Annotated in this window: 13 protein-coding genes and 3 pseudogenes; 9 read left to right on the top strand and 7 right to left on the bottom strand. The window is 59.2% G+C overall.

Annotated elements, in window-relative coordinates:
* Positions 1-32 precede the first annotated feature (32 nt).
* Both NKI88_RS29295 and NKI88_RS29290 read right to left on the bottom strand, forming a co-directional pair.
* Entirely contained in the window at positions 33-1,007 is a 975-nt protein-coding gene (locus NKI88_RS29295; protein ID WP_352658895.1) for a 2-hydroxyacid dehydrogenase, read from the bottom strand.
* On the bottom strand, positions 997-1,629 hold the full coding sequence (locus tag NKI88_RS29290) for a GntR family transcriptional regulator (RefSeq protein WP_352658893.1): 633 nt from the start codon (positions 1,627-1,629) through the stop codon (positions 997-999). Before NKI88_RS29290 ends, NKI88_RS29295 begins: the two co-directional genes overlap by 11 nt.
* A gap of 534 nt (positions 1,630-2,163) precedes the next feature.
* On the opposite strand from NKI88_RS29290, the gene NKI88_RS29285 reads away from it, so the two are divergent.
* The gene (locus NKI88_RS29285) at positions 2,164-3,732 is read left to right on the top strand and encodes an acetolactate synthase large subunit (protein ID WP_352658891.1); all 1,569 of its coding nucleotides are present in this window, start codon (positions 2,164-2,166) and stop codon (positions 3,730-3,732) included.
* A 373-nt stretch (positions 3,733-4,105) separates the two neighbouring features.
* Here NKI88_RS29285 and NKI88_RS29280 read toward each other — a convergent pair whose 3' ends face one another.
* A complete protein-coding gene (locus NKI88_RS29280; RefSeq protein WP_124999190.1) occupies positions 4,106-5,053 on the bottom strand; it encodes a GlxA family transcriptional regulator in 948 nt (315 codons plus the stop codon).
* A 324-nt stretch (positions 5,054-5,377) separates the two neighbouring features.
* Here NKI88_RS29280 and NKI88_RS29275 point away from each other — a divergent pair, with 324 nt between their 5' ends.
* The 7 genes from NKI88_RS29275 to NKI88_RS29245 all read left to right on the top strand — a co-directional run bounded on the left by NKI88_RS29275 (position 5,378) and on the right by NKI88_RS29245 (position 13,890).
* Positions 5,378-6,628, top strand: coding sequence for a sarcosine oxidase subunit beta family protein (locus NKI88_RS29275; RefSeq protein ID WP_352658889.1), 1,251 nt, complete (start codon positions 5,378-5,380; stop codon positions 6,626-6,628).
* A gap of 71 nt (positions 6,629-6,699) precedes the next feature.
* A complete protein-coding gene (locus tag NKI88_RS29270; RefSeq protein WP_352658887.1) occupies positions 6,700-6,972 on the top strand; it encodes a sarcosine oxidase subunit delta in 273 nt (90 codons plus the stop codon).
* Positions 6,969-9,953 carry a sarcosine oxidase subunit alpha family protein gene (locus NKI88_RS29265; RefSeq protein WP_352658885.1) on the top strand — a complete coding sequence of 995 codons (2,985 nt, stop codon included), beginning with the start codon at positions 6,969-6,971 and terminating at the stop codon, positions 9,951-9,953. Before NKI88_RS29270 ends, NKI88_RS29265 begins: the two co-directional genes overlap by 4 nt.
* Positions 9,946-10,626: a sarcosine oxidase subunit gamma gene (locus NKI88_RS29260; RefSeq protein ID WP_352658883.1), complete on the top strand. Its 681-nt coding sequence runs from the start codon at positions 9,946-9,948 to the stop codon at positions 10,624-10,626. Before NKI88_RS29265 ends, NKI88_RS29260 begins: the two co-directional genes overlap by 8 nt.
* A gap of 304 nt (positions 10,627-10,930) precedes the next feature.
* Positions 10,931-11,623: an antitoxin Xre/MbcA/ParS-like domain-containing protein gene (locus NKI88_RS29255; protein ID WP_352658882.1), complete on the top strand. Its 693-nt coding sequence runs from the start codon at positions 10,931-10,933 to the stop codon at positions 11,621-11,623.
* Between the two features lie 396 nt (positions 11,624-12,019).
* Positions 12,020-13,129 carry a porin gene (locus tag NKI88_RS29250; protein WP_352658880.1) on the top strand — a complete coding sequence of 370 codons (1,110 nt, stop codon included), beginning with the start codon at positions 12,020-12,022 and terminating at the stop codon, positions 13,127-13,129.
* Positions 13,130-13,494: 365 nt separating this feature from the next.
* The gene (locus tag NKI88_RS29245; protein ID WP_352658878.1) at positions 13,495-13,890 is read left to right on the top strand and encodes a hypothetical protein; all 396 of its coding nucleotides are present in this window, start codon (positions 13,495-13,497) and stop codon (positions 13,888-13,890) included.
* 84 nt (positions 13,891-13,974) lie between these two features.
* Here the strand turns inward: NKI88_RS29245 and NKI88_RS29240 are convergent.
* A pseudogene (locus tag NKI88_RS29240) lies at positions 13,975-14,337 on the bottom strand (transposase); the annotation flags it as partial.
* On the opposite strand from NKI88_RS29240, the pseudogene NKI88_RS29235 reads away from it, so the two are divergent.
* Positions 14,328-14,631 (top strand): annotated as a pseudogene (locus NKI88_RS29235) (tRNA (N6-isopentenyl adenosine(37)-C2)-methylthiotransferase MiaB); the annotation flags it as partial. The pseudogenes NKI88_RS29240 and NKI88_RS29235 overlap by 10 nt on opposite strands.
* A gap of 103 nt (positions 14,632-14,734) precedes the next feature.
* Here NKI88_RS29235 and NKI88_RS31880 read toward each other — a convergent pair.
* From NKI88_RS31880 to NKI88_RS29220, 3 genes and pseudogenes are all read right to left on the bottom strand, one after another.
* A pseudogene (locus NKI88_RS31880) lies at positions 14,735-15,084 on the bottom strand (tRNA (N6-isopentenyl adenosine(37)-C2)-methylthiotransferase MiaB); the annotation flags it as partial.
* Positions 15,085-15,491: 407 nt separating this feature from the next.
* Positions 15,492-17,519, bottom strand: coding sequence for a hydantoinase/oxoprolinase N-terminal domain-containing protein (locus NKI88_RS29225; protein WP_352658876.1), 2,028 nt, complete (start codon positions 17,517-17,519; stop codon positions 15,492-15,494).
* 502 nt (positions 17,520-18,021) lie between these two features.
* The coding region (locus NKI88_RS29220; RefSeq protein WP_352658922.1) for a trimethylamine methyltransferase family protein at positions 18,022-18,173 on the bottom strand (152 nt) is incomplete at its 5' end.

Raw genomic sequence — 18,173 nt, 5'->3', positions numbered from 1 at the left:
TCATATAACCCTGTCGGGAACTTAAGGTCGCTTCAATAACCAAGATTCACATTGTAGACAGGATGAGGAGGACGACCCGTCTCCATCTTGATGATGTTTTCAGCTATACGCTTGGCCCCGTACTTGACATTTGTCGGGGCGGCAGCATGTGGCGTTATAACTACGGAAGGATGACTCCAGTAGGGGCTGAGCGATGGCAAAGGTTCCTCGCGAAAAACGTCCAGCACCGCTCCCGCCAGGTGCCCTTCATCAAGGAGTTTCACCAGATCGTCATCGACGACCGCCTCGCCTCGCCCCATATTGATGAGAAAGGCGCCCTTCGGCATCAGTCTCAAGCGCGCATCATTCAACAGGTTCGCGGTCTCTGGAGTGGGAGGCAGCACGGAAACAAGGATTTCGCTCCGCCTCAACAGTTGAGTGAGGCCCTCCTCGCCAACGAAGCAGGATACACCTTCGATATCCTTCTTTGAGCGGCTCCACCCGCCAACGTCAAAGTGCACATCCCGGAGCATCTCGGCAAGTTTCCCTCCAATTTCGCCGAGACCGAGAACACCGACTTTTCTATCCTCGTTGGCTGGATAGGGATGCCGCTTCCAGAGCTTTGATTGCTTCTGTCGCAGATAATGATCGAACCCCCTGTGAAAATGTAAGGTCCAATGCAGAGCATACAGCGACATGTCTAAACTGAGCGCATCGTCGGTGAGGCGGACGATGGGAATGTCTCGCGGCACGTGCGGGTCGCGCAGGATATGCGAAACGCCAGCTCCAATGGAAAATATTGCCTTGGTGTTGGGGTATTTCTCAATCTCTCCGAGAGGAGGCATCCAAGTCATAATGTAGTCAACCTCGGCGCGCTTCCCCACGTCGGGAAACACACGAAAGTCAATATCGCCGACCAACTCTTCCATGAAGAATTTCCACTCCCGCGCGTTTCCCTGCTCCCAGAGAAATAATACGCAAGGCTTGGCCGACTGTGCGCTCAGACCGGATGTCATTTTATCGCTCATTAATCTCTACCAGATCTATACCAGATGCTTTCAGTGACTCGATCGTCGACTGAATGTGCGAGTTCATTTCGGCAACCGCGATTGTTGATTGCCGCCGCCTAATTGCGTTGTAGATCGCCTCATGCTCTTGATTTGCATTCTCGAGGCGAGACAGAAATCGCTCCACAGAGTTTCGAACAAGCAAAACCCTTTCGTGAAGCTTTGTGAGGATGCCCATCAAAACCTCATTGCCTGTTGATTTGGCTATTGCCAAATGAAACTCAGAATCAAGAAGGTTGAACGCGCTGCCATCTCGCCTCCCTGCCGCTGTTCTCATCGCCTCAATCATTGCTCTCAATTCGCTAAGCTGCGCGTCGGTGATCGTTTCAGCAGCTATTGAGGCAGAGAGACATTCCAAGTTCTGGCGAACCCGATAGATGTCGATCATCTCGGAAACTGATATTCGGCTGACGACATAGGCCCGCCCCTGTCGCACCAGGAGCCCTTCTTCAAGCAGCCTCAACAGAGCCTCGCGAACTGGCGTTCTGGATCCGCCGAACGATTCAGCCACGGTGGTCTCATATAGACGCTCGTCCGATTTCAGCGAGGCCGACAAAATATCTTCTTTCAGCCTGGAATACACGTCGTCGCTCAGCCGAGCGGACGTCGGCATATACATACGGCTGGACGACCGTTTGCGGGCTATTGCATTTGACTCGGACAAAGCGTTGCTACCTTCAGAAAGCGACTTCCGCGGGATTGTCCCCGCGCCTGATATAAGCCTCAAACAATTGAGCATCCAAGCGAGAAACCCCCTTCACAATACATATCCACGCATAGTCACGTCGCCCCCCAACGCCGCTAATGTATACCGAACGTAAGCCCTGTCAATCAGGAACGGTCCTTGGACGCCGCCTTTTTCGCCTGCTGAACGATAGGGAGCGATCACCGAGAATGCCAGAATGTCGAGGAAAGATCTGATCAGGAGCTCGGCAAAGGGGAGGCGCGATGCCGCACTTCTCAAATGGCGATCCCTATTGACAGTCTATAATGTACACTGAATTGTAAAAGAGGTACTCCTCAGCCGAAGGGATCGTCAGCGCTTCCCTGCTTTTCCATGGCTAGTGACGGGGCGTCGCCAACCATCGCCTCTCCGGTCAGAATACGGGCATTCTCGATGACAACGACTCCGACTTCCAACGAAATGAACGGCGCGGAAAGCCTCGTGCATACCTTGCTGCGGTCAAGAGTCGACACTTGCTTCGCCAATCCAGGCACCAGCGAAATGCATTTCGTGGGCGCGCTGGACAAGGTTCCGGGGATGCACTGCATTCTGGGCCTCCAAGAGAATATCGTAACCGGGATGGCGGATGGATATTATCGCATCGCGCGCAGGCCAGCGTGCACTTTGCTCCATTGCGGTCCTGGCTTGGCCAACGGCATGGGCAATTTGCACAACGCCCGCAGGGCCAGGGCCGGAATCGTAAATATCGTAGGTGACCAGGCTACTTATCATCGTCCCTTCGACGCGCCGCTGACGGCCGACACCGAAGGCATGGCGCGTACTGTTTCTCATTGGGTGCGAACGAGCACTGATGTTACGGAGGTTGGTCGAGATGCGGCTGCCGCCGTTCAAGCCGCGAGCGCACTGTCAGGCCAGATCGCTACATTAATCCTTCCAGCGGATGCGTCATGGAAACGCGGAGGGGCGATAGCGGGGCCGCTTGCAGTCCCCGCCCCACCGCCGATCGATCCTCACGCCGTGGAAAATGCGGCACGCATCCTGCATTCCAAAAAGAACGTTCTCATCCTCTTAGCCGATCAAGCGACATTTGCTCCGTCCCAAGCGCTGGCGTGGCGGGTTGCTCGTGCTACAGGCGCGACCTTGCTCGCGAGCTATACAAATGCACATATGGCGCGGGGCCGCGGAAGGTTGCAACTAGAGCGCGTCTCCTACGGAACTGACGCAGCAATCGAGGAATTAAGCCGTTTTGAACAAATTATCCTCGTGAACGCAAAGGCCCCGGTTGGCTTCTTTGCCTATCCAGGTAAACCCTCGACGCAGTATGCCTCCAATGCACAAATCCATGTTCTCTCACGCCCTGACCAGGACTCAGTTGCGGCCCTACAGGCACTCGTCGACGAGTTGCAGGCACCGGAGGTGGCGATCCCCGATCCCGGTCCACGTCCGAACGCGGTAAGCGGTGCGCCGACGCAGGAAGGCTTGGCGCTTACCTTGGCCGCCCTAATGCCAGAAGACTCAATCGTATCTAACGAAAGCATCTCGTTCGGCCGTGACCTCTATAAGTTCACCCATGCCGCTCCCGCCCACGATTGGTTAAACTTGAGCGGCGGCGCGATCGGCGACGGGTTGCCGGTTGCCACCGGAGCAGCCGTTGCCGCAAAGGGACGTAGACGAGTCATTAGCCTTCAGGCCGACGGGTCCGCGATGTACTCGCTACAGGCCCTCTGGACACAGGCGCGCGAGCGTTTGCCTTGTACAACAATTCTTCTCAATAATAAAAAATACAACATTCTTATAGACGAGTATAAGAACGTTGGCGCAGTTCCTGGGCCGACCGCAATGGGCATGCTGGACCTATCAAATCCCGATCTTAACTGGGTAAAACTTGCCAACGGATTGGGGGTTGAAGCCGCGCACGCGAGTTCTTTGGAACAATGTGCGGACCTTATGAGGCAAAGCTTTAAACAGCAGTCTCCCTTCCTAATAGATCTCTCCATCTAGCAGATCTCATGAGGCAAACTATCAAACTCCGGGTGGCGCAGCCATTTGGGTTCGACCCGCAAGCCTGTGGATATATAAAGGGAGAACTACTATCGCTCGAATAGAAACCAAAATCAGATGGGCACCTCGAACTACCGGCATTTCAGGTTGGCATATGCCCAGTCGAAGCTGGCATCAGCCCTGCACTTGAAGACGAAGCGCCGGTAGTGATTGCCCGCCATAACGATAGCGCCGGAGGGGCCGCGCTGGGATCCTGTCGCGGCGCGCCTCTGCTTCCAGGCAGGAGAAGGAGCCACGTTTCCGCTACGCATCCCAGTGAATGAGCTCAGGCCGCCAAAAGGCCAAGATTTTTGTGGCGTCCAGATGCAATTGATCAACGACGGCTTTGAACACGCTCGGCACTTGGGGTGTGGTCGTATTTTTCTTTGTAAACGCGAGAGAAGTGGCTGGAGCTAACGAACCCACTCGCCATGGCGACTTCAGTGACAGATAGATTGGTCTGTCGCAACAGCTCGCGCGCCTTGTGCAATCTTATTTGAATGTAATGTTCCCCGAGCGAGTGGCCGAGGTGCCGCTGAAATAGGCGCTCCAAGTGACGAATTGAAACTTGAGCAACCTTAGACAGTTCCTTGCGAGAGAGCGGTCTTTCCGTGCTCTGTTCCATTCGACCGACCGCCCGCAACAAAGGTGCGCTTGTTACTCCGAGGCGCTCCCGCAGTTCCATTCGCTGCGGACCTTCGCCTTCCCTTATCTGGGTCTGCAACAACCAATCGCTAACTGCGATGGCCAACTCGGGGCCGTTTTGTTGAGCGATGAGCGCATGCATCATGTCGAGGGAGGCGCTGCCTCCGCCAGATGTTAGTCGATCGCGATCAATCTCGAAAAGAGACCTTCGCAGGTCCAGATTTGGATAATCTTCAACAAAGGCAGGTGCATGCTCCCAGTGCAGTGTAATGCGATAACCAGAGAGTATTCCGGCTCGCGCAAGGATGTATGCCCCACCAGACAATCCTCCAATTTTGGTGTTCTGCCGTGAGAGCCACTTCAGCCACTTGAAAGTGGGTTCATGCTTGAATAGCGCCGGATTTCCACCCGCACAAACGAACAAATAGTCAAAATTCTGGTCCGTACCTAGCTTATCATCCGGTGCAAAGCTTAGATTGTTAGAGGCCTCAACCGTCAGTCCATCGATGGAAATAAGGCTCCACCTGTATAGCTGCTTCCCGGAGAGCGTATTGGCAGCCCGTAACGATTCGATAACGGACGCAAACGAGAGCAACGGGAAGCCGGGGATCAGAAGAAATCCTACATGGACCGTCATTGGGTCTTTGGTTGCCCCGAAATGTATGCAGAGCGCGAGGGGCGGTGTTCTCGCGAGGCCCGCATTGGGTTCAGCCTGATCTCACAACTTTATCGTGAGTGGCGTGCTAAGCCAAGGCATTTCACCGTACTTGCTCAGTTCGTTTCCCCCGGCAAGAGAGCCGCGAGACAAGGTGGGTCTTCGATAAAACGTATACCGGCGCTAATTGGCTGGTCGCTGTCAGGCAATTCGAGGTCGCTCTAAGGATTGCCGGCGCGCTGCAATCGGCGAACAAGACGGAAGAGTTTTACTCCGTAACTGCCTAGCATTCGGACCCCCCCTAATATGCGCTACTCCGTCGTTTCGTTGCTCGCCCAAAGTTTAAGAGGCCACAAAGGCTGGACGCCCGTATGGCGCAACCCCGCGCCAAAAGCCGAGTATGACGTCATTATCATTGGCGGGGGCGGCCATGGCCTGGCAACAGCTCATTATCTTGCCAGCCGGCACGGCATCTCCAACGTCGCTGTCCTCGAGAAAGGGTATCTCGGCTCTGGCAACGCCGGGCGTAATACCACAATCATTCGCTCGAACTACCTGCTTCCGGGCAACACACCGTTCTTCGAGTTCTCGATGAAGCTCTGGGAAGGGCTCGAGCAGGATCTCAACTATAACGCCATGGTCAGCCAACGAGGCGTGCTGAACCTATGTCATACAGACGTTCAGCGTGATGCCTATGCTCGCCGCGGTAACGCGATGCGGCTCGCTGGCGTGGACGCAGAATTACTCGACCGGTCTCAGGTAAGGTCGATGTTGCCCTTCTTGGAATTCGACAATGCCCGCTTTCCGATCCAAGGCGGGCTCCTCCAGCGGCGAGGCGGTACGGCCAGACACGATGCGGTTGTTTGGGGGTTCGCCCGAGCTGCTGATGGTCGCGGTGTCGACCTAATCCAGAACTGCGAGGTCACTGGCATTACAGTTCAGGGGGGTCGCGCCGTCGGCGTCGAGACCTCGCGAGGCGCTATCCGGGCAAAGAAAGTAGCAATGGCTGTCGCCGGCAATTCCTCTCGGGTCGCAGCAATGGCTGGGCTGCGTTTGCCTATCGAGAGCCATGTTCTGCAGGCTTTCGTCTCGGAGGGCCTCAAGCCTCTCATTGACTGCGTCATGACCTTCGGCGCGGGACATTTCTACATCAGCCAGTCGGACAAAGGTGGGCTTGTCTTTGGTGGTAATATGGACGGTTATAATTCCTATGCCCAGCGCGGAAATTTGCCCGTGGTCGAGGATGTAATGGAGTCGGCCATGGCGGTATGGCCCGGGCTCGGCCGCCTCCGCATGTTGCGCCATTGGGGCGGCATCATGGACATGTCCATGGACGGATCACCGATCATGGATCTGACGCCGGTGGAGGGACTCTATCTGAATTCGGGCTGGTGTTATGGGGGGTTCAAGGCGACACCGGCTTCTGGCTTCTGTTTTGCGCACTTGATTGCCACCGGACAACCTCATCCTGTCGCGGCAGCCTATCGCCTAGATCGCTTCGCCACGGGGCGCTTAATCGACGAAAGAGGGAATGGCGCGCAGCCAAACCTGCACTGAAGAGATGGCGGCGTACGCCCAACGCCGATGCCGTGGCCTTATCCTACAACATTACCCCGAAAGGCTGATTCATGCGCATCACCTGTCCACACTGCGGCGCACGCGACGTTCAAGAATTCAATTATCTCGGTGCCGCAGATCCAAAACGTCCGGAGGGGATGGCCGCGCCCGACGCTCAGATGTTTGAGTACGTTTATCTTCGCGATAATCCGCGCGGCGACCACAATGAGCTTTGGTATCACGCCGCTGGTTGCAGGGCTTGGCTCATTGTAACCCGCAATACGCTTACTCACTCTATCTCGTCCGTCAGAACGGCAAAGTCTACTCGGGGAGCGGCGGCATGAGTGCAGTATCGTACCGTCTCGCTTCCGGCGGTCTGATCGATCGCAGCCGCCGCGTCAATTTCAGCTTCGATGGCAAGACCTATCAGGGATATGCGGGTGACACGCTGGCCTCGGCTCTACTTGCCAATGGCGTGCGCCTCGTCGGCCGCTCCTTCAAATATCACCGTCCACGAGGCATCCTGTCTGCCGGTCCCGAGGAGCCGAACGCACTGGTGGAGCTGCGCCCGGGCGCGCGCCGAGAGCCGAACAGCCGGGCAACGGTCGTCGAGCTCTTCGACGGGCTGGAGGCGATGAGCCAGAACCGCTGGCCTTCCCTTGCCTTCGACCTGATGTCGATCAATCGGCTGTTTTCGCCAACGCTGGTCGCCGGCTTCTACTACAAGACCTTCATGTGGCCTGCGGTCTTCTGGGAGAAGCTTTACGAGCCTGTGATCCGCCGCGCCGCCGGTCTCGGCCGCGCCGCCGGGGCCGAGGATCCCGACCACTACGAGAAGGCCTTCGCCTTCTGCGACGTGCTGGTGATCGGTGGAGGGCCGGCGGGCCTGTCAGCCGCGCTCACGGCGGGCCGCAGCGGCGCCCGCGTTGTTCTCTGCGATGAGGATTTCCGGCTGGGCGGACGCCTGCTGGCTGAGAAGCGCGAGATCGGCGGAAAGCCTGCGTCGGAGTGGCTCGCCGCAACGCTTGCGGAGCTCAAAAGCCTGCCCGAAGTGCGCATCATGCCACGCACCAGCGTGTTCGGCCTCTATGACCACGGCGTCTACGGGGCGGTCGAGCGCGTTGCGGACCATCTGCCGGCGCCGCCCGCCCATCAACCTCGTCAGCGCAGCTGGCGTATCTATACTAAGCGCGCGATCCTCGCCGCTGGCGCACTGGAGCGGCCGATCGTCTTCCCCGGCAACGATCTGCCGGGTGTCATGTTAGCGGGAGCAGTGCGCGCCTATGTCAATCGGTATGGCGTTCTGCCTGGACGTGAAGCGGTGCTATTCACCGCTGGCGACGACGGCTGGACGACAGTGCGTGACATCGCCGCCGCCGGGGGGCGCGTCGCTGCTGTCGTTGATGCTCGATGGGAACCCAGCCCCAATCGCAAAGCACTCGCAGATAAGATTGGCGCCCGCTTTTTCGTTGGCGGCGTGATCGAGAGTGCGGGCGGCGGTCGGCACCTTCGCGATGTAACGGTTCGAGATGCGTCAGGGGCGACCACTACTCTCGCCTGCGATCTGCTCGCCGTCTCGAACGGTTGGAACCCAACACTGCATCTGACGTCGCACCAGAACGGCAAGCCGCAATGGGACGAGGCGCTGCAATGCTTCGTGCCAGGAAATTTACCCGAAGGCATGTCGGTTGCTGGCAGTGCTGCCGGGCGTTTTACGCTGACCCAAGCATTAGAGGACGGTACCGCACTCGGATTCGAAGCAGTCAAAAGCGTCGGTCTGAAGCCTTCAGGGGCGGAGCCCCTTCAGTCAACCGATCCGGAGGCAGCTGGCGTCACCCCCCTGTGGCGCGTTGCCGGGGCCAAGGGCAAGGCTTTCGTTGATTACCAGAACGATGTCACCGACAAGGATGTCGAGATCGCCGCGCGCGAGGGCTTCCGGCCCGTCGAGCATCTCAAGCGCTACACCACCTTGGGCATGGCGACCGACCAGGGCAAGACCTCTAACTTGTCCGGGCTCGCGATCATGGCCGAGCAGACGGGCAAAACGATCCCGCAGACGGGCACCACGACCTTCCGACCGCCCTACACCCCGGTGGCGATCGGCGCCCTCGCCGGGCACCATCGCGGCAGGGAATTCAGGCCCGTGCGACTTGCTCCGACCCACGAGTGGTCGCGCGACATGGGCTCTATCTTTGTCCAATCTGGCCAGTGGCTGCGGGCTCAGTACTATCCGAAGCCAGGGGAGTCCGACTGGCTGGTGACGGTCAATCGGGAGGTAACGGCCGTGCGCTCGAGCGTCGGCATTTGCGATGTCTCGACGCTAGGCAAGATCGACATTCAAGGCGCGGATGCCGCCGAGTTCCTTGAGCGGGCCTACATTAACGGCTGGAAGGCGTTGCCTGTCGGCAAGGCTCGGTACGGACTGATGCTGCGCGAGGACGGCTTCGTCATGGACGACGGCACCACTTCGCGCCTCGGTGAGAACCATTTCCTTATGACGACCACAACCGCCAATGCCGGCCGAGTGATGCAGCATCTGGAGTTCTGCCATCAGGTGCTGTGGCCGGATCTCGACGTCCGCATGGTCTCCGTCTCGGAGCAGTGGGCGCAGGTCGCGGTTGCCGGGCCAAGAGCTCGTGACACGCTGCGCGGTGTAGTCGATGCTGAGCACGACCTTTCGAACGAAGCCTTTCCCTATTTGGCGGCGCAGGAGATCACGGTCGGCGGACGCATTCCGGCACGGCTCTTCCGCATCTCCTTCTCGGGCGAGCTGGCCTATGAGCTCGCGGTTCCGGCAGATTACGGCGATGCGATGATGCGAGCACTGATGCGGGCGGGCGAGGCCTTCGGCATCACTCCCTATGGCACGGAAGCGCTAGGGGTGATGCGCATAGAGAAAGGTCACGTCGCCGGCAACGAACTCAACGGACAAACTACCGCGCGCGACCTCGGTCTCGGTAAGATGATGTCGACGAAGAAGGACTACATCGGTCGCATCATGGCCCAGAGGCAGGCTCTGATTGCGCCGGATCGCCCAGCTTTTGTCGGCTTCAAGCCCGTCGATCCCACGCAACGTTTGCGTGCTGGTGCTCATTTCCTCAGCGTCGGAAAAGGCGCCACTATGGAGAATGATGAAGGGCACATGACTTCGGTCGCCTACTCGCCTCATGTGAAGTACTGGATGGGGCTTGGCTTGATCAAGAACGGCCCGGCACGCATTGGCGAGCGAGTGCGTGCCTACGATCCTGTCCGTAACGGCGATGTCCTTGTTGAGATCTGTTCACCGGTCTTCGTTGACCCCGAAGGAGTCCGCCTCCATGGTTGAGACCCAGAATTTGTCAGCCTGGACGAAGCGGCATGCCTGGCAGGGCGTTCTCGCGGACGGACAATACGGGAAGGCGGGAAAAACGGGGGTCACCGTCCGACTCCGCAATGGACCGGGCATCGCCACCTTCATCGCTTCCACAGAGGGTCATGTGGCCGTAGGCACCGCCATCCGCGAGCGCCTCGGTTTCGTGCTTCCGCTAACCCCAGAGGCGCTTTGCGCAGGGGACCTCCAAGCCGTCTGGAACGGCCCAGGACAGTGGCTCATTATCGCGGATAATCGTGAACGTTTCCAAGAGACACTCGCCGATCTCGCAAAGTTTGGAGCAGTCTCGGACCAGAGCGACAGTCGGGCCGTACTGAGCCTATCCGGTGTGCACGTTTACGACGTGCTTGCCAAAGGAGTAATGATCGATCTCCATCCCGCCGACTTCCCGATTGGCGCAGCTGCCTCGACCAGCATTGCCCATGTTGGGGTCAGCCTCTGGCGCCGCGCCGATGACCCGGCAGGCCCTGTCTTCGAGGTCATGGTCGCGCGCAGCTTCTTTGGCAGTTTCTGGTCATGGTTTTCAGCCTCCGTAGCAGAATTCGGCTGCACAGTCGTTATCGAGGATGTTGAGCACGCAAAGCCGCCCGCCGCAGACGAAGCCGTGGTCCAGGGCGAAATCCAATGAGTAGCCGACATTCGACAGGACCTGCCCGTGCGATGGCGGGCCGGCGCGCCGAAACTTCCGTTCTAAGAGTCCGTTTGGGAATTGGTTCAATGGCTGATTCTGCGCATCAAGAGACTGGCCACGGCGACTGGATCAAGGCTTTGCAATCCGCTCCATTCCTCATTGGCGAGATCGGTCGGATTTCGCTTCGTCTTCGATTCGGGCCATCCGGCCTCGCATCTTTTGTGTCCACAACATAGCCCATAAATCACAATTCGATCGCGCAGGGAATCAAGCGGACTCTTACGCGGCAGGGGAGCCACACATGACAAAATCATTTGATTTTGGAAATAGACCTCCCCAGGACGAGCTTTCAAGCTTGGTTGCAAAAGAGGTCCAGCGCGTTCTGGCCCAGTACGATGAGCTTATAAAGGAACGCAGTTCAATCTCCTCGCGCATCGAGACGGGCAATATCGCTGCTGCCAATTTGCTTTCGGCTCGCCAACAAGCGATTCATGACGATTTGACAGCCCTGGCCTCCAAATTTGTTCATGGGCTCGGAGCCGAAGCAGCGCGACGTTTCGGTGTTAGCGCCCGGGAAGCGGCTCCGCTCATGGTGCGAACCGAGGGTGCGCATGGGTGCGCAGTAAAAGTGCGGGATCAGCAAAGCGATTGCCTGCGCATTGAAGACTGGGCGGGTCAGGTTGCAGGGCCCACATATCTGGAAGAACACTTCCACATACCACGATCGACATTGCATTGGTGGCAACGGCACAACGACGTGGTCGCATTGCGGAAAGGCGCGCGCAAACATGTGTTCCCCTTGGCTCAGTTCATCGACGGCAGGCCTGCGCCGGGGATACGACAAGTGCTTTCCTTGATCTCCAATCCCAGAGCCGCATGGCTTTGGCTGACCTCCCCTTCACCTAAGCTTGATGGCCGAATTCCCATAGAGATGCTCCGTCAAGATCTGGCTGCCGAAGTCATCTTGGCTGCACGAGACTTTTCCTCGACATGAAGTCCAGCTGACGAAACCAACTGCAATCCGTGCACCGCGGCAATCGGTTGGTCCCGTTGTGAGCCTGTGAATAGCCCATTGAGGGTCGCGCGCGCCACTACGCGCCGCGCAATGTATTTTGCAATATCGTGCGAAATGTCCAGCTTGTGTTGTTTGTATAGTTTGCGCGAGTTGTACAATATCCATTCGATTTTGTGACATAATCGCAACTGTCCTTGCATATATCTCTGCCTCGCGCGTGGTATATCTTGTATTATCCAATATCGTGGATAGCGTCCAACTGCGAGGAAGCGGCGCGGTGCGCATCTTTTTCGATCGTGGGGATGGGGAGGGATGCTGTCTTTCAGCAAAGAAGACGCCCTAGCCCTTTTTTTAATCTTTTGAGTGGAGATCAAAATGAACATCAAGAGCCTTCTTCTCGGCTCCGCCGCCGCCTTGGCCGCGGTCACCGGTGCACGCGCGGCCGATGCCGTCACCGTCGCCGAGCCCGAACCAGCTGAATACGTCAAGATCTGCGACGTCTATGGCGCTGGCTACTTCTACATCCCCGGCACCGAAACCTGTCTGCGCATCGGTGGCTATGTCCGCTGGGATGCTTCGGCTGGCCAGGAGGGTTCGTTCAACGGTCGCCGTGCTGTCGACCATGAGGACGGCAGCATCAACGATACCTGGCACAAGAAGGCTCGCCTCTCGCTGAGGACCTGGACTGGTCAGGAAACAGAGCTCGGCACCTTGAAGACCTACACTGAAACCAAATTCAACTACTCCGACGGCAGTAACAGCAGTACGCTGAACTTTGCCTGGATCCAGCTCGGTGGGCTGCGTGTCGGTAAGGACGAATCGGCGTTCGACACGTTCATCGGCTACGCCGGCAACGTCCTCAACGATACTCTGGTTCCCTATGGCGATTTCGACACCAACGTCGTCCAGTACTACTTCGATGCCGGCAACGGCTTCTCGGCCGTGGTCTCCCTCGAAGAAGGTTCTGGCACGGTCGGCACGATCGACAGCTACGTTCCGCATGTCGTCGGCGGCGTGAAGTACACGCAGGGTTGGGGCGCCATCACCGGCGTCGTTGCTTATGACAGCAACTACGAAGAGGTGGCCGGCAAGGTTCGCTTGGACGTGAATGCGACCGAGGCGCTGGCGCTGTTCATCATGGCCGGCTACGGCACCGACGACAATCTCAACGACCCGACCTATGCCATCCCTGCCGGCGACCGCGGCTTCTACAAGCCATGGGGCGGCAACTGGGCAGTGTGGGGTGGTGCCACCTACACCCTCAACGAAAAGACTGCGTTCAACCTCCAGGTGTCGTATGATGAGGCCAAAGAATTTGGCCTTGCGGCGAACGTCGCCTACAAGATCGTCCCGGGCCTCACGATCACGGCCGAAGTTGACTGGGCTCACAACGACCACGACAGCAACGGTTACAACTGGACCGGCATCCCCGCTGGCAAGAGCAACGCCGTCGGCGGTATCCTCCGCTTCCAGCGCTCGTTCTGACGGATCGAAGCATTGAACCGTAGCGCTCGTCGCATACGTTTGCGTGCGCTATATTCGCTCGTACAGCCGGTGTTGGCTCAGCGGGTTACCCAAAGAGCTCGTCGGCGGCTCCTTCCAAGCGCTTAGGTCCGTACCTCCGGGATCAAAGCCTGCGGCCGATGCGAAGGGCGCCCTTGACCAAGGCGCCCTTCATTCTAGAGCGTCGAGCATTCTGACTGATTCGAAGGATTGCCGTCGTGTGGAGACGACCTGCTGTCAGAAAATCTAGATTTGAATATCACGTCGGGGGATGTTGTTGTCTGCAGAGCAGTACAGCGGCTTACACTGTCATTCCTCATTTTTGATTGCTGAGATGGAGGATGGAGATGGTTACCGGAGAACCGAATGACGTGCGATTGAAAAATCTCGACGGCCAATGGAGTGTCCAGATCGCCGAAAATGGCAAAGTAACTCGGCATTTATTCGATGCTAAAGCCGTTGCCGAGAGCTACGCCGAATTCCAACGAATTAGGCTCGGCCTACCTGGAAAGCCACCAATTTGGGAGGAGAACCCGGTGGATGAGCGCCCTAAGAGGCTCCGCGAAACACCAGACTTCATCATCAACGATGTTCTCGACCTCGCCGAGTACTCCGATCGCGGTATTGTCACTACCCTAGTTGATACGCACGGAGTTCGCCTTCGTCTCCACCTCACAGTCGTGACCTCAGAATTGCTTTGCGAGCGAATTGCCAACGCGCTGGAGCGCCGGTACGGCGAATAGCGACCTAAGAGTCCTCTCTGTTTTGAAATTCAGGGATGAGCGTTTCTGCGTATGATCTCTACACCACGAAGTCCGAAGAGGCGGCCTGTCCATGAGCTTCAGCCGATCGTAGGCGCCATCGGCGAACAGATGCTTCACCCAGGGCCAGCGCTTGCGGATACCATCCAAGATCGCCTGAGCGCCGGCGCTGTCGGAGATATCGGCCGGCGTCAGGTTGACCATCAACAGGCGCCCATCCGTATAGACGGCGATAGGGCGCTTGCGTCCGAAGATCTTTTTTCCGGCGTCGGAACCCTTGTTCCAGCTTGCGGAGACTTGACCGACTGGCTGTCGATCACCGCCGCCGAAGGGCCCGCCTCGCGCCCAGCCCGCTCACGATCCAGTCATCAGAGCCACGTCGTGGGTGGTCTGGAATAGAAACCGCCGTGCCAGCTCGCGAACGCATCCGCGCGCGCGCTGATATCGGCATGCCCGGCGACTTTATTGTCGGCTTTCCCGGCGAAAACCGATGCCGATTTCGAGCGACCATGCAGCTTGTCGGCGCCGTCGGCCTATGCGCAGGCGTTCTCCTTCAAATATTCGCGCCGGCCGGGGACATCTGGCGCAGAAATGAAGGTCATGTGCCGGAAGCGGTCAAGGACGAGCGCCTGCATAGGCTTGCAGGACCTGCTGATGCGCCAGCAGGCTGACTTCGCCGCCCGGCTGGTCGGCAGCCCGCTTGAGGCGTTGATCGAGAAGCCACGCGCGCCCGAAAAGAAATCGATCATCGCCGTTGTGGCGACCGACGCCGTCATACGGTTGTGAACTATCTCGCGCTGGATCTATCGCGCGCCTTTCATGGCGCATCAGATGAACCGGCTTGCAAAGCGCGTGCCGCTCGCCATCGCGCTGACCGCCGGCTACGACCACGGCCGACATCTTCGTCAGCTTCACGACCGCCAATCCCACGGTTCATGGCTTTGAGGATGCGGTTCGAGCCGCTCTGAACCGGAAGCTGCAGGTAGGGCATCAAGGCCGGCAGGTCGCGATGCGCGGCGATCAGTTCGTCATCCATGTCGTGCGGATGGCTGGTGTTGTAGCGCAGCCGGGCAATCCCAGAATCGCTGCAAGCCTGAACAACAGCCTGCCAAGACCAATTCCCCCCGTCACGACCGGCACCATGCTAGGGTTGACGTTCTGGCCAAGCAGCGCCACGGCCAATGATCTCGGCGCGCCGGGACTGCCGGTCCTTCGGGAAAGGTAGCTGATCCCCCCTCAGGAAAGAGCCGTCGTCCATGTCCGAGGCTGCGCCTGGCGATACCAGTCGTCGATACTGACTGCAGAGCGGCACGTGTCGATCGCTGCTTTTTTTGGGCCAAGTTCGGCAAGAATCCCGTCCAGGTGCGACTTAGACGGCCACGAAATGATGCAACTCCCGGGCAGTCTGCAGTCCAGCGATCTCGATGCGATCGTTCATCAAATCATCTCCAGGGACGTGTCGTCGTCGGGATGACGAACTATCTTCCGAACTGAATGCGCATTTGGGACTAAGAATGAATTGGCCCGATTTGTCTGACATCGTCAAAACCCGAAATCAGCACGCCGCCAAGCGCTGCTGTGGATCACGCCGCAATGCGAGGGCGGCCGGTCGCCACTGCCACGACATGCGCCTCGATGAACAGGCGCTGGCCTTCGATGATCGAGGCGGAGATGTCGCGCGCGATCTCGATCTCGGCGGTATCGGTCCCGGCGCGACTGGCGCGGTCCGCGACGATGGCGCGGACGCTGGTCTCAGCGGCGGCGAATGCTGCCCCCTCGTCGCGGAAATCGCGCATGTCGTCGCCAGACGACAGCCGGAACACGCCCTCCACCGGCTGGGTCACCAGCGCCGCTGCGGTCACGCGAACCTGGCCGACGACGGCGCCAAGCGCATTGGCGACGTCGGTGTGATCAGGCACGATGCAGTCATTACCAACCAAGTCCGGCAGCCCGGCATAGTGCAGGCGTGCGGAGGCTCCGAGACCGACCACCGGCCGATCGAGCGTTACGGTCAAGCGCGCAATGCCATTGCGGCCGTCAACTGCGCGCTGAACGAGCGCATGCGCGACAGTTGCGGCGCCGTCAAGCCCGTCCTCGGCAAAGGCAGTTTCCAGGATGACCTCGGCGGAGTAGCGGGTCAGCGAGACCAGTGTGCGTTCGGCGAGTGCTTCCGGCGAGGACGCGATAAACTGGCCGCAGCCATCGCGCTTTCTGGCAAAAAGCTGGGCACCGAGCCGTGCCGAAGCGGCATTCCAATTGGCTTGCCGTCCCAGAACATGGGCAGCATCCGAAGGCGTGAATCCGGAAATATGCACAAGGCCACGCGCCACAAGCCTGTTCAGGGTCGCGTTCTGGGCGTTGGAGACCAGGACCTTGTCGAGCGGCAGCGGAATTGTGCCGATCGTCCCGTAGAGCTTGGCCTCCGGCGGCGTCAGTCCGGCCGCCAGCCGCTCCGGCACGCCGGTGCGGACAGCGAAGCGCCCGTCGAGCCGGCTGGTGTTGGCAGCGCGCAGCTGCCTCTCGAGTTCTGCAGTAATCGCCTCGCCATGCACCATGCCGGACAGCGCCAGCGGTACCAGCCGGCGGGGGCCGAGCAAGATACGTGGTTCGAGCGCGCCCTCTTCCAGCGCGACTTCAGAATCGCCGCCGAGGCCGAAGGTGCGCATAGCGACAGCCTCGACCATGGTGCGGTAGCCACCGACGGTGGCACCCTCCAGGTCAAGACGCGGGCGCCCCCGGTCGAGAACGGCGACGTCGGTGGTGGTGCCGCCGATGTCGGACACCACGGCATTTTCGAGCCCCGTCATGTGGCGGGCGCCGACGAGACTTGCCGCCGGGCCTGAAAGAATGGTCTCGATCGGCCGGGCGCGGGCAAAGGCCGCCGAAACCAGCGCTCCGTCGCCCCGCACCACCATCAGCGGCGCAGCAATGCCGCGCGCCACAAGGAAGCCTTCGGTCGCCGCCACCAAACTGTCGATCATCGAGATCAGCCGGGCGTTAAGCAGCGTCGTCAGCGCCCGCCGCGGGCCGCCAAGCTTGGAGGAAAGTTCATGGCTGGCGGTGACCGGCAGCCCGGTCTTTTCCCGGATCATGTCGCAGGCGAGGAGCTCGTGCGCCGGATTGCGGGTTGCGAAATAGGCGCAGACCGCAAAGCCCGAGACGGAGGCGCCAAGCGCCGGCAGCGCCTCTTCGAGCGTGGAGAGGTTGAGTGGTTGCGCCTTGCCATGGACGTCGTGGCCACCCGGCACGAAGACGACCGGGTCGCTGCCGAGCGCAGATTTCAACCCATCACGGGCAAGATCGGCCTCTGTGAAGCCGATCATCACCAGTGCGATGCGGCCGCCCTGACCCTCGACCAAAGCGTTGGTGGCAAGCGTGGTCGACATCGACACAAGCTTGATGGCCGCCGGATTGGTGGCTGCCTCGTCGAGGACCGCATCGACTGCGCCCGAGATGCCGACCGCCAGATCATTCCGCGTGGTCAACGCCTTTGCCTTCGCCACCACCGTGCCGGAGCCGGCCGGCATCTCGCACCACAGGACGGCGTCGGTGTATGTGCCGCCGGTGTCTATCCCGAGGAACAAGGGGGCGGGCTTTTCTCCTGCGATCATCTTTTCATGTTTTCCTGCGTTTGGATGGTTCCGCGCGTTTAGCCCATCGCTACCCGACTAGGAAGTGCGGTGCGTTGCGCCATCGTCGGCGCTCTCTGTCAAACCACGAAATCGGCGCGGTGCGCGGTAAAACTGTCGACGAGGCGGTCGGCAGCGCCTTGACGCCATGGGCCAGGCCGAGGGGGCAATGAAGGCGCCGCCGCCCGTCGATCGTGTCGACTTTGCCGTCGATCGCCACTTCAATCAGGCCCTAAACCTTCTTCGACAACACCTGGCCCATCGCCTGAGATGAGCGTCGTGTAGCCAACCAAAACGTCCAACCCATCAGTGGTGGCGTTGTTGGCGCCGGGTTCACCCACGAACGGAATGGCGAACGCCGTGCGCGGGACTTGCCTGATGGCGTATTCCTGTGCGGTTCAGGCCGGTCATACGGTCCGCCTAAAGTGTTCCATTAAGTGTCAAAACACTTCCCCAATCCCGCTCTAATCAACACTTCCTCCGGCTATGTAGTGATCTCTCGCTCGCGACGCTCGACGAAGTCTCGCAGCGCCTCGCGTATCGAGGCCTCGAGCGCCGGTGGCTCCTCCTCGTATTTGCTCAGCATCTTGCGGCACCATTCGCGCCCGCGCGTTCCGGCATCCTTGCTGCCCGTCG

Source organism: Mesorhizobium sp. M0317, from assembly GCF_040321555.1.
GTDB lineage: Bacteria > Pseudomonadota > Alphaproteobacteria > Rhizobiales > Rhizobiaceae > Mesorhizobium.
Note: the sequence above shows the minus strand (reverse complement) of the source record. Positions and strands in the feature narration are given on the sequence as shown.